The 12,633-nt window shown below is 41.3% G+C and carries 10 protein-coding genes and 3 pseudogenes; 7 read left to right on the top strand and 6 right to left on the bottom strand.

Translation table 11 applies throughout. From position 1 onward, the window contains the following. Positions 1-53: 53 nt before the first annotated feature. Together RM049_RS38370 and RM049_RS38365 are read right to left on the bottom strand one after the other, a co-directional pair. Positions 54-857 (bottom strand): annotated as a pseudogene (locus RM049_RS38370) (J domain-containing protein); the annotation flags it as partial. A 384-nt stretch (positions 858-1,241) separates the two neighbouring features. Further along, a pseudogene (locus RM049_RS38365) lies at positions 1,242-1,586 on the bottom strand (DUF6671 family protein); the annotation flags it as partial. A 267-nt stretch (positions 1,587-1,853) separates the two neighbouring features. Here RM049_RS38365 and RM049_RS38360 point away from each other — a divergent pair. Both RM049_RS38360 and RM049_RS38355 read left to right on the top strand, forming a co-directional pair. Beyond that, positions 1,854-2,738 (top strand): alpha/beta fold hydrolase, encoded by an 885-nt coding sequence (locus RM049_RS38360; RefSeq protein WP_322707981.1) that lies wholly within the window; start codon positions 1,854-1,856, stop codon positions 2,736-2,738. After that, a complete protein-coding gene (locus RM049_RS38355; protein ID WP_322707980.1) occupies positions 2,731-3,072 on the top strand; it encodes a hypothetical protein in 342 nt (113 codons plus the stop codon). Before RM049_RS38360 ends, RM049_RS38355 begins: the two co-directional genes overlap by 8 nt. Positions 3,073-3,174: 102 nt before the next feature. Here RM049_RS38355 and RM049_RS38350 read toward each other — a convergent pair. After that, a pseudogene (locus tag RM049_RS38350) lies at positions 3,175-3,627 on the bottom strand (Hsp20/alpha crystallin family protein). 283 nt (positions 3,628-3,910) lie between these two features. Continuing rightward, on the bottom strand, positions 3,911-4,156 hold the full coding sequence (locus RM049_RS38345) for a hypothetical protein (protein WP_322707979.1): 246 nt from the start codon (positions 4,154-4,156) through the stop codon (positions 3,911-3,913). Positions 4,157-4,243: 87 nt separating this feature from the next. On the opposite strand from RM049_RS38345, the gene RM049_RS38340 reads away from it, so the two are divergent. Next, positions 4,244-4,672, top strand: coding sequence for a hypothetical protein (locus RM049_RS38340; RefSeq protein WP_322707978.1), 429 nt, complete (start codon positions 4,244-4,246; stop codon positions 4,670-4,672). A gap of 581 nt (positions 4,673-5,253) precedes the next feature. Here RM049_RS38340 and RM049_RS38335 read toward each other — a convergent pair. After that, on the bottom strand, positions 5,254-5,544 hold the full coding sequence (locus tag RM049_RS38335) for a hypothetical protein (RefSeq protein ID WP_322707977.1): 291 nt from the start codon (positions 5,542-5,544) through the stop codon (positions 5,254-5,256). Positions 5,545-5,554: 10 nt separating this feature from the next. Then, positions 5,555-6,514, bottom strand: a complete 960-nt coding sequence (locus tag RM049_RS38330; RefSeq protein WP_322707976.1) for a ParM/StbA family protein — start codon at positions 6,512-6,514, stop codon at positions 5,555-5,557. A gap of 853 nt (positions 6,515-7,367) precedes the next feature. Between RM049_RS38330 and RM049_RS38325 the strand changes: the two genes are divergently transcribed. The 4 genes from RM049_RS38325 to RM049_RS38310 all read left to right on the top strand — a co-directional run bounded on the left by RM049_RS38325 (position 7,368) and on the right by RM049_RS38310 (position 12,606). Continuing rightward, positions 7,368-8,231, top strand: a complete 864-nt coding sequence (locus RM049_RS38325; protein ID WP_322707975.1) for a ParA family protein — start codon at positions 7,368-7,370, stop codon at positions 8,229-8,231. Further along, positions 8,231-9,394: a ParB/RepB/Spo0J family partition protein gene (locus RM049_RS38320; RefSeq protein ID WP_322707974.1), complete on the top strand. Its 1,164-nt coding sequence runs from the start codon at positions 8,231-8,233 to the stop codon at positions 9,392-9,394. The genes RM049_RS38325 and RM049_RS38320 overlap by 1 nt, the downstream gene beginning before the upstream one ends. A gap of 333 nt (positions 9,395-9,727) precedes the next feature. Beyond that, positions 9,728-11,989: an ATP-dependent RecD-like DNA helicase gene (locus RM049_RS38315; RefSeq protein WP_322707973.1), complete on the top strand. Its 2,262-nt coding sequence runs from the start codon at positions 9,728-9,730 to the stop codon at positions 11,987-11,989. 173 nt (positions 11,990-12,162) lie between these two features. Further along, complete coding sequence (locus RM049_RS38310) at positions 12,163-12,606, top strand: Rpn family recombination-promoting nuclease/putative transposase (protein ID WP_322707972.1); 444 nt, start codon at positions 12,163-12,165, stop codon at positions 12,604-12,606. Positions 12,607-12,633: the final 27 nt, after the last annotated feature.

Genomic DNA, 12,633 nt, shown 5'->3' with positions numbered 1-12,633 from the left:
AACGACACGTACACTCTTTTGTTAACGATCGCCTGCTTTTAGTCTAAACTCCAGTCTGGAGTATTTTTTGTCAAACGCAGTTCCTGTTTCAGTTTTTCATATTGAGCCAGGAGGATTTGATTGTGCTGTTCTAGAGTTCGGCATCTACGGGTTAAATCATCCTCGTTATTATTGTCAATAATTTCTAAGGGTTGTTGACTTCGTTCAATTTCAATAAGTCTTGCTAAATCCCCCTCTTGGTAAGCTTTATTGATTTCTTTCATGATTTCTGTGTGAGACTTTTGTGTTTCACTGTCTCTAGCTTTATCAGGGTGAAAGATTTCAGCTAATTTCAGAAATGTTTGACGAATTTTTCTTTGATCATCTGTTCTGGCTACAGAGGCAGAGTCTACAGACTGTTGTCCTTGCCAATATTGATGCTGTTCTTCACTAGTTTCCTTTGAAAAATCTGATTGGGAATCTTCATTGTCAAACGATTCGTCTAATGTATCTAACTGTTGGCTGTTGGGTTTTAGACTGATGGCTCCAGTTACCTGTAGGTTACGGTAAACTGCTTGTATATTTTTGAGGGTTTGTTTACCGAACTTTCTAGTAGTAAAAATCTCCTCAAACAGAGCATGGATTTCCTGGTCTAACTCAGCCATTTTTCGGAAACCGGGACTAGCTTTATTGAGAAATTCTGTGCCAAAAGAACGCATCTGTTCAACAAAGTTCTTCAGTTCTGTGCGCTTTCTCTTGATCTGTTTGAGTAGTGATTGATGTTCTTTTTCTAAAAACTCTAAGCGGATATGTAATTGAGACAGAGCCAGCGGAGTTACTTTAATTGATTGCGATGGGACTGTAGTTTTTCGAGGCATGAAACACGTATGTAAGTTTAAAGTTTAAAATATAACTGTTGCATTACTTAGAGAATGCGAAAAAAGACACATCTTGGATTATACACCACGGACTCAAATGAAGTTTTTAATAGTTTTCTGGATCAAAGCATCTAAGTGTGGATTAAACAGCGGTTTTTTTATTCGATAATCTTTTAATCAATGTCAAGTATAGACGCTTCCTCCATCTTTAAGAGGATGTTTGAAAAGTTATTGGAGTGCAAGAATCAATTGATTAACTAAGATTTTATTTGCTCTATTTATAAGCGATTGCGCCCCATAAAATGGGAACCATACTATGTAATTGCACCCTCAGAAATCCCAATTCTAGACCAATCCCCCAAATCCTCCCCGTGTAGAGATACCCTACGGGTTACAGTACATACATTGGGCTGGATTCGCAAATTCTATACCATTAGGAAATAGTTTTTCTTGATTAAACCCACATTTTTTACATTGATAAATTGCGGTTAGTGGTAAGGTGGTTGGGAACTGACAAAATTCACAGGGTAATCCCTGAATTATTTCAGTTATTTCAAAACAAGGGATATTGCATTTGGGGCAACAACTGCTAATTTTATTGAGTAAATTATGGGTAGCTTTTGCAATATTTTTCATCCGAGTGGGATTATACATTGCCCGCATATCTGTCTCAATATTTACCTGACTATCTGGGGAATTATGCAATGCAAAATCAACTGATGTTATCAAATCAAATAGCCTAAGCAAGAAGCTCAAGTTCATCAAACGCAAAGCCCCCTAATTAGATATATACGATCTGCCGTAGACAATCGCCTGCCTCTATCTTGCATAGGCAAACGTGCTATTCGCGGCATTCAAACGAACGCGAGTAGTGTCTCGTAGAGAGGATGTTCCCGCGATCGCCCAGTTAAGTAAATTCATATCTAGCAACCTTTTTGGGCTTTTCTATCCGTCGAGATCACGTTAAGCTGACTAGGGGAAAGGAAAGTTAGAGTCATGAATTCATATACTGAAACAGAATTCTTTGTTGGTGATATTCCGTACCAAATGTACGTTCAATATTACCAACCCAGACCAGACCAAAATTCAGTTCCTATTGTGCTTTTACATGGTGCCTTTCATACAGGTACTTGCTTTGTTAAAACACCTGATAATCGCCAAGGTTGGGCAGTATATCTGGCAAAACTTGGCTATTCAACCTATATTGTTGACTTGCCAGGGCATGGTCGATCGGGCTTTGTGCCAGACTTACCCCTGATGTCATATCAGAGGATAATCAATGCTACTGTCGCGCTCCTCCAACAGATTGGCCCGGCTGTTATTCTTACCCACAGTATGTCTGGTGTTGTTGGTTGGCAGACGGCAAAAACTCATCCCCAACTTGTTAAAGCTATTGTAGGCATTGCACCAAGTCCACCAGCCGATCTGTTACCAGCAACCACAAAAAACTCTCACGAGGTTTTTCCCGAAGACCGTCCACGTATTCAGTCGCGTGAAGATACTAAGAAATACTTCACCAACTCAGATACTTTTCCGCAAGAGAATTTTGAGAATTACTTTTGCAGTTTGGTTGCTGAGAGTGCGCGGATTAGCAACGAACTTAGAAATGTTGAAGGACGAGGGCTTTATATTTGCCACCCTGAGATACTATATGATATTCCCATCTGTGTGATTACAGGCGACCAAGACCCGCGCCATCCTTATAAAGTAGACGCAGAAACGGCAAAATACTTCGGTGGTGATTTTATTTGGCTTCCTGAAGTTGGCCTCCCTGGTCACGGTCATCTGCAAATGCTTGAACACGGGAACTTAGCGATTGCTGACCTGTTTATCAATTGGCTGCATAGCAAAGGTGTAATGCGATCGCCCAACCTTGACTGAAACCCACGACCTCGGCATGACCGATACAGAGTATGCAAAGCTGATAGCTCAAGGCTACGACCCCAACAAGCGAACACCAGTTGATAGAGCTTGGCGAGGGCGTAGACCAAGCCAGGAAGCTAGCGCCAATAGTGGGGCTGACACAAGACAAAGCACCCCAGACAGACGAAGAGTGGGAAGAATTTATGGCAGTTTGGGGGGATACTTGCGATGGTTCTGTTGGAAAATGAGCGACACCGGACAGCCCGTTGTAGACATCGCCCCTCATTCAAGCGAGGAAACCAGAGAAGCGATCGCCTCCACACCATTCAAGCGAGGAAAACCAACAGCGTAGGCGCAGCCCCAAAAAGTAGACATCGCATACAAAAAAGCCCAGTCATCTCATAACTGGGCTTTCATTATCTCAATCAATTATTGTCGGTAGAGTAGTTTCAGACTATGCAGCAGGAAGTTCAAGATTAACCTTGACAGCTTTGTTCTTTTCTTGCTCAGTTTTTGGCAGTGTCAAATTCAAGATACCGTCTTTATAATCTGCGGTGACGTTGGTATTTTGAACCCTAGCAGAAAGAGGAATTACACGTTGGAATTTACCATAGTAGAATTCACTTCTTGTAGTGCCATTGTTTTCGGTTTGAGTTTGGGACTTGCGCTCACCACTAATGTGAACAGCGTCTTGGGTGACTTGAATATCTAGGTCTTTAGCGTCTAGTCCTGGCAGTTATAGTTTGAGATGAATAGCATCATCAGTTTCTTGCAACTCAGCCGCCGGAACTCTGATAAAGCCTTTTTCAACTCGTGCAGATGGGACTCTTGTATCTGCAAATAAGCCGTTGATATGACGTTCTAAAGTGTTCAATTCTTGCCAGGGGTTGTAACGACGAACTAGCATATTAATTTATCCCTTGTACCAGTAGTAGTTTTTTGCTCAATTAACTGAGGATTTAATTCTTTGCTTTGATTACCATATTATTGAGAACTAACAAGCTTGTAAATTCGGTTATTATCACCAAATAATTGATGATTACCGCACTAATTTAGCTAGTAAAAACGATTACGGGTTACTTGAATTTTGCGGTTCGGTAAACCCGAATAATAACTATCAATATCAATAATAATCAACTAATAAATGTGCTTTTGAAGGGGATTTGCTTTGACAGTAAACTTTACTTTTTCTAACCAAACGGTTGTCCCCACCGCTCCCAGTTCTCTTTATTGAAGGGCGATCGCCACTTCAAAATCAGACTCAACTCCAACTCCTGCCGTGCGCGTCGGTCAACCGGAGTGTTCCACCAAAAAGCGATGTTGACTGCTGTTTGCAACCCATAGCGATAATGTAAATCTTGGTAGCTGGCGATGTAATCCTTGCAGGCGTGAATCCCTTTCCACCGCTTGAAACTTGCAGCAAGTTTCCCCCACATATAAAATCAGGCCAGCCGCAGAGTCAACGATGAAGTACAGACACGCATCGCCGGGGCTGTCTGCTGGCATCCTCCAAAACGAGAGCGATGCCTACGGCGGGCTACGCCTACGCACCTGTAACTGCAACGGATCAATCTTGTCTGGGTCGCAGTGGTTGGATGCAAGGTCAAACAGCGTCACCTGTCTTGCTGGCTGACTTTCCCTCACCTTTTGTTGATACTCAAGTATTTGGGACTTCCACTTTAGCAGAGCATCAGCACTCATCACCAGCGCCTCTGCTCTACGTACTGTTGTGGGTTTCACTTCTGGAAATAGGTTTAGCTGATTTGGTTCCAAGGATATTACGGGGAGCGTGCCGACTAGCTGATTATCCGCCAGAACTGACAATTAAGAGCATTTGCTTTTGGTGTCGCCAGAATAACGAAAGTGGTAGAGTTAAGAGCAATCGCTACGCTAAAAATGTTTTTAAAATATGGCTGACCAAAAAGATAAAGCTCAAGAAAAAACCGCCTTGAACAGCTTCAAGATGAACAAGGCAACACTGATTCTAAACACTCAGGTGGTGCTGGTGCTTCTGGCGGCAATTCCGGTGCAGGTAAATCTGGTACATCAAAAATTTCTGCCACTGGTACACCTGATGATATCGAAAAAATTGATCGGGATCAGGAGTAAAGCTGACTCAGACGAGTCAAGGTTTAACTGGATTGTCGCTGATTAGTAACTTAACTCAACAATGGTGGATTGAATACCTTATTATTCAGTCCACATAAACTATACTCTTTCATCCAGGAAGACCAGGAAATTACGCAAAACAAGTGTGCCATTCGACTTACCACCCTTAAGGCTAATTCCCCTTCTTTACCGTTGCCAACTTCCTTTGACCATTTTTTGAATTCAAAATTCAAAATGCAAAATTAAGAAGAAACAAAAATTTTGAATTGATTAATTATGGGTACAAGCTCCCACTGATTGTTTGAATCAGTGGTCTACAAGACGCTCCTACGTCGCTAACGCTACGCTATCAGTGGCGGGTTTCAAGCCCCCACTGATTGTAATAATGAAATTGATAATTTTGAATTTTGAATTGATTTGACGGTTACAAATCAAAATCAAGGCTGAATGTTTCTCCTGAAGAATCCTCTTCTTTCTCCTCTGGAAATGGAGTTTGAGTCCAAGACGTGAGTTGGTTTGATTGAGTATTAATCGGTGAGTCAGGTAAAAGTTGTGCAGGTAATCCAGCCTTGATGAAAACAAAATAGCAATCAACTATAAAGTAAAGCGTGTCCAGGTAGCTTTTATCTAGTTTTTGCGATTCTGCAAATATGCGCTCTCGGTAATTATCTTTAAGGCGAATTTTTTCCGGTGCTAAGTCTTTTTTATCTGCCATTGTTATAACTTTACTTAAGAGATGTAGTAGTTGGATTCTTGGCAGAAATGGTCTTTGCCATCTCTAAAAGCCCAGAGACATTGGCTTCTACCGGATTGTCCAGGATTTTGAAGCCGTTTTTCTCCAACAGCTTCTTAAATCCTGGTAAGAGGCAACCTCCACCAATCGCCCAGATTTCATCCCCCTGGTGCTTGGCATCAAGTGTCAGATTCACCACTTTCTTCAAGTATTTTTCATACCAATCTTTTAAAGAAGCGCTGTATATATCTTTAATATCGATGTCACGGCTGTATCGGGTATGCCCCATTTCCAAACAAAATCGGATTTTAGATGGATCTCCAATTTTTCCGCCATTTAAATGTTTCATTTTTTGGGAGATATCATCGATGAGAACTTCTACACCGATGGGGTAAGCAGTGTGAACTTCTCGTTTCCCTTGGTTGTAACGAGAATACAGGGTTGTTCCATTGCCAAAGTCTAAAATGGTTAATTTTTTTGGTAGTGGATGCCCAAATAATGCACCCATACCCTCTAGTACAACTTTCAGCACTTCTACTTTTACGTCTGATTGTTTGCCAGCAAGTATTGGCTGATATTCTCCATTTAGTACTTTTTGTAGTTCATTAGCCAGAGCAACATCATGTAAACTGACGACTAATTTTAAGTGCCAAGCCTTACGGTGTGGTAGATGTGCCAATGCACCCAATAAAGTCAATAATGCGTTGTTGACTTTATTTTCATTATTGTCTGTGTTGCGGTCAAAATAATTTCCTGTGCGGTAAGCAGACTCTCCGACTGTGTAAGCAGTGCCGTTAAAAACTACACGCCCTGGAACATCTTCCATCTCGGCAGTGGTTATATAGCTGGGGACACGAACTACTTCAAACCCTTCGACTAAAAGTTTGAGACTTCCGTAACCGTTATCGAAACCCGCAGGAAAAATTTTTTGTAACGTGTGAATGTTTGACATAAATACAAAAGTAATACACTTTGATTTTTGAAAATTATCTGTTCAGGTAATTTGGGGGAGTAGAGGAGAGAAGAATAAAATAACTACCCCTTTCTTCTCCGGACTCAAGAGTTTATCATAACCCCTTGGGGGCTAAGTGGGGTACAAAATATCAACCAGTCAAATATACCCCATTTAGCACCTATATGCACCCTATATAGGGGTCAAAATCTCATCAAAGTCCTAAATTATCTTTGGGGTATATATAGCCCCCATATAGCCCCCAATAGGATTTTTTGAAATCTTTTTTATCAACGTAGCAGAAATTAAATTAGATGGTTGGCTGTTTGATTTATACTTCAATGCCTCTGTAAGATGTTCAGGGTGATAAGCGTGGTCTAGCAGGATCGTGATTTTGGGAGTAGCGACGGGTTTCGACTGGAAATAAGCGATGTTGAGAGTTAATATCTCAATTAAACCTACATCATCCGAGACATTCGCAGGGGTGCAGTGCGTAAAGAAGGGAAGGTTGGAGTAGCTAAAAAATATTGCTGGAATAACCTATAACTGCTGGATTTGACTCAAGAAGGGGCAACTAATCTACAAATGGGACTGGAAAAGTTTAATCTTTGTAATTGGCTAGTCCAATGCTATGTTCCTTTTTTTCTAATATCTTCCCAAAGTTACACCTCAAAGATGTTATTGGTGGGCTACTGGTAGGTGCTAAAACAGGAGTAATTAGCGAATCTTACACCAGAAGAAATTAACCTTAGTCATATACAAGGTTATGAAACTAATGTTAGTTTCATAACCGACCCGTATATTATGTCTCAAGTTGCCATTATCAAAGATTTGAGTTTTAAAAGACATTGTAATGAAAAAGAAAACAGTTAAAAAGCAGATCCGGCTAACGATTGCTAGTAATGCAGGCGGGTCAGGTAAAACCACGGTAGCAACCCATTTAGCATATGCTGTAGGTGCCAAAGGTTACAAAGTTACCCTAATAGAACTCGATCAAAACGGCTCACTATGTATTTTTGCAAGGCTTACACCAGCATCAATGGAGCAGTCTCTAGCTGCTGTCTTCAAAAAAACATTTACAGGTGACTACCCACTTGTTCCACTCTGGACAGAACATCTTCCCACGGTGACGGCTATTCAAGGAGGAAAATTTCTCGAAGAAAGCATTGCAGAAATATATAACTATAATCGCCGTCACTACACACTGAAAGATAGATTAGAAGATTTTCCCTTAAATAGCGATTTGATTATTTTTGATACTCCTGCCTCCTTAGAGCCTATGGGTTTGATTGCACTAGCAGCTTCTACACATGTGCTTGTTCCTATCAAACCAGAATATAAAGATACAGGAGCTTTCGCAGGTTTTTTAGATTGGTTCTATAGTAAAGTAGACGATTTGAGATTGAAACCTCAACCTGAAATATTAGGGTTTGTACCTACACGAGTAGATTTATATGGCGTTGGGGCACATCGAGATATTTTAGGTTTAGACAAAAAAGGCAACCTCAGAACTGATATTGAGCCTGAGAGAACTCTTCCCTTTCTAATTAAACAGATGGGAATCCGATGTTTTCCCTACATCCGAGAATCTAATTACTACCTTAAAGCTAGCGGTTCTGGATTACCCTTAAATTTATATCGACCTGGTTATGATGCTAGTGAAGACTTTAAACCTATTGTGACTAGCTTAATTAAATTGATGACAGAGGAACTGTAATGCCAAGTAAAAAACCTGTAGAAATTAGTCAACTGTTTGGCCAAGCAGGTCAGTCTCAGCAAATTCACCAACTTAAAAGTCAAATAGAGAAACTCGAAGTAGAAATTATACAGCTGCGAACAAATGTATTTAGTTCAGAAGAAAAAACTACATTAGAGCAACAAATTGAGCAACTTACCAATCAACTGGCTACTCAAGGAGGGATACATGAAATTGCAGTAAATCTTATAGATCCCGATCCGGCTCAACCGAGACAAACGTTTCCTCAATTAGTAATCCAAGAACGAGCAGAAAGTCTGCGTCGGCAAGGTCAGCAAAACCCAATAGTGCTTATTCCACAACTTGATGGACGCTACAAAATATTTGATGGAGAACTCAGATGGAGGTCAGCTCCATTTGCTGGAATGACAAAACTGAAAGCTGTTTTTCTACCTAAAGAAGAAACTTCAGATGAAGTCGTAGTTTTTGAAGGTCAACTGGTAAGTAGTATTCACTCCCAAAAACTTCATGACCTTGACTTAGCAACTGCTCTTATTCGATTAATTATTTATAAGTATCCCGATCTGAGCGGGCGAGAAGACGAGATTCCAAAGTTTTTGAATGCTTTCATTAACCGACTAGTCCGCAGCAAGAAGCTTCAATATCTCGCACTGATTAAAGATTCTGATTTGATGACACAGCAAGAATGGCTAGAAACATCTGATTTCAAAGAACATGAGGAACATGAGATTGTCTCAGTTTTGTTAGGACTACAACTCAATCCAGTATCGATTAATAACAATATCTTTCCTCTTCTTAAAGTGCCGGAAGACCTCAAAACTGTCATTCGCTCTGAAGGGTTAGAAACCAGCAAAGTAAGAGAACTCAATAAATTATCCTCTGAACAGATGAAGATTGATGAATCTAAAGCTTTGATGATTCGTACTCAGGTAACTAATCGAGTCATCGAAGAAAAACTATCATTGAGCCAAACTAAAACACTAGTTAAGCAAACCCTAGAGCAGTATAGTACTTCTAATTCTAAAGCCAAGCAGAACAAACAGATGGACAAAACTATTAAGGATATCCAATCAATAAATTTAAAAATATTGGAACAGACACGACTTATTAAATTACGCCAAGTCCTTCAAGAAAAGCTCGATGAGATTAAAACCCTGATGTAGTAAGCAGTTTTTGTAATATAGTTATCCCCGACAAAGTGAGTTACCAATTCAAGGTGTCATCTACTTTGTTCTAAACGTTTTTGCTCACCTCGTTGATAAATAGATATAAGCAGGATCGCTTTAGTGCGAAAGCTACTGCCCTCTTCAAGCACCCAAATATTCAGTAGTCTCACTTAAGAAAAGGAAACCTAGAGCTATGATATATAGGAGTGATGAAGGGAAATTAGGGTGAGTTGTCAATGACACTAATGTTGGGGATGCTATATAGTATTTATGTACTACGATGGCTCCACTCCCAGTATTATAATGATGTGCGGCATCTGATCATAAGCAATGTCCACTCCCCCTAATCTTTCCCCTCAACAAGTAAGCGCCTTTCCTCAACACGAAACAATCACCGGAGTCGTAGAACGCCTAACTTTTTACTCTGCTGAATCGGGTTACACTGTGGCAAGGCTGACCCGTCCCCGTAGCAACGAACTGACAACAATTGTTGGCAGCTTTGCTAATATCCAGCCAGGGCAGACTTTACAGCTAATTGGTTTCTGGCGTGACCATCCCCAATTTGGGCCGCAGTTCCAAGTCATCAATTATCAAGAAACCAAACCAGCCACTATCACAGGAATTGAGAAATATTTAGGCAGTGGACTCATAAAAGGTGTTGGGCCAGTAACAGCCAAACGCATCGTAGCTCACTTTGGGCTTGAAACCCTTGATATTATCGAAAACCAGATCGAGCGATTAATTGAAGTTCAGGGCATCGCTAAAAAGCGGATTACTTTAATCAAAAACGCTTGGTCAACTCAGAAAGTGATCAAAGAAGTGATGGTGTTTCTCCAGGGGCATGGCGTTTCTACCACCTATGCCGTGAAGATTTACAAGCAATATAAGGATGAAGCGATCGCTACTGTTACCAAAAACCCCTACCAGCTAGCAGCCGACATCTACGGGATTGGTTTTTTAACTGCTGACAAGATTGCGAGAAATATAGGAATTGCCCCAGACTCAGAATTTCGTTATCGTGCGGGAATTATCCACTGTTTAAGTGAAGCTGCCGAAGATGGTCACTGTTATCTACCTCAACCAGAACTGATTGAGTCGGTAATCAAACTGCTGACTACTGAATCCCATCAACCAACGGAAGAAGCGATCACACAAATCATCAAAGACATGGCTCTAACAGATGAACTGATTAGAGAGTGGGATGAGGATAAAACCCTACTTTGCTACAAACCGACTTACTTTCATACTGAACAGAATTTAGCTCAACTGATCCGCCAACGCTTAGAAAAGCCTGTTGATACTGACATTGAGCGCGTGCGTGATTGGATAGACCGCTTCACCGCTAGCCGGAAAATCCAGCTTTCAGAACAGCAACGCCAAGCTGTAGAAACAGCAGCCTACTCCAAAATCATGATTTTGACTGGTGGCCCTGGCGTTGGAAAAACCTTCACAACTCACACCATTGTCAGCCTGTGGAAAGCAATGGGTAAATCTATTGCCCTCGCTGCACCCACTGGACGGGCTGCTCAACGCTTAGGTGAAATGACTGGGCTGGAGGCAAAGACAATTCATCGCTTGTTGGAATTTGACCCGCGCTCAAGGGGTTTCAAGCGCGATAGCGAAAATCCTTTACCCCACACGGCAATTATCGCTGACGAAGCTTCGATGCTTGATTTGTTTCTGGCTTACTCCTTAGTTAAAGCAGTATTAGCTGGCGCTCTACTATTGTTGGTGGGTGACATTGACCAGCTACCATCTGTGGGGCCAGGTCAAATACTTGCTGATTTGATTAATTCTGGTCGTGTGCCAGTAGTGCGGTTGACCCAAGTATTCCGTCAAGCTCAAACAAGTGCAATTATCACTGCTGCTCACGAAATCAACCGGGGACAGTATCCCACGATTGAACCGATTTCTGACACGCCTCAATCTGACTGTATTTGGCACGGCGGCGGATATCAGCCCGAACATGGTGTACAGGCAATCTGCGAATTGATTACCGATTTGATTCCACGCTTAGGTTTTAATCCTGCTACTGATGTGCAAGTACTTTGCCCGATGACACGGGGAGTAATCGGAACTCGTAACCTGAACACAGTATTGCAGCAGTTGATCAACCCACCCAGCCCCAGCAAGGTGGAGATTAACAGAGGTGGGAATTTGTTACGCGAGGGCGATCGCATCATCCAGCTAACCAATGACTACAACCGTGAAGTTTTCAACGGCGACTTGGGAATTATCCTCACCATTGATACTGTCGAGCAGGAAGTTACAGTGCAATATGGTGAGCGGACTGTGGTTTACGATTACGCTGACCTCAATGAAATTGCGCTAGCGTGGAGTGTAACTATTCATAAAAGCCAGGGGTCAGAATATCCGGTGGTGATTCTGCCAATCTATATGCAGCACTATATGATGTTGACCCGAAACCTGTTTTACACTGGTATAACTCGTGCCAAGAAGTTAGCGATCGTGGTTGGCGCAAAAAAAGCGATATCTCTGGCGGTGCGCTCTACTGATGACCAACGGCGGTACACAAGGTTACAGCAGAGGTTACTTCAGGCAGGACTGAATGCGGAAAGCATTAGTGTATAAGCTTTTTAGCTATTGTTTTTAGATAAATCATCCAAGTCAAACCTGTAACAAAAGAATAAGGGCTTTAGTTTTGTCATTGGCATACTACAAACCTCGATTTTAGGTAAATTTGTACTATTTTGCCCCTGGTGTCAGCTACGCTATATCTGCCCCGTGTTGGAGGAGTTGCTAGAATGATTGACCATGACAGGCTTTTCAAAGAATTAATATCTACATTTTTTGTTGAGTTTCTCGATTTATTCCTGCCTCAAGTAGCCAGCCAAATAGACCGCGATTCTATCCAGTTTTTACCCCAAGATGTATTTACTGATGTCACATCTGGCGAAAAGAAAGAAATTGATTTGCTAGCGCAAGTGCGTTATCAGCAACAGGAAACTTATTTTTTAATTCACGTTGAAAATCAGTCTTATACTGAGTCAGAATTTGCCAAGCGGATGTTTAAGTATTTTGCACGCTTGCATGAAAAATATGATTTACCAATTTATCCAGTTGTAATTTTCTCCTTCGACGAACCAAAACGTGCTGAATCTCAAAATTACCGTGTCACGTTTCCCGATTTAAAGGTACTGGAATTTCAGTTTGCAGTAATTCAATTACAGCAATTTTCAGGTAAATAGACCACAGTGGTTAAACCAACCGAGAGC

Origin of the sequence: Nostoc sp. DedQUE04 (genome assembly GCF_034530995.1) — a bacterium.
In the GTDB taxonomy this organism is placed as follows: domain Bacteria; phylum Cyanobacteriota; class Cyanobacteriia; order Cyanobacteriales; family Nostocaceae; genus Nostoc.
Note: the sequence above shows the minus strand (reverse complement) of the source record. Positions and strands in the feature narration are given on the sequence as shown.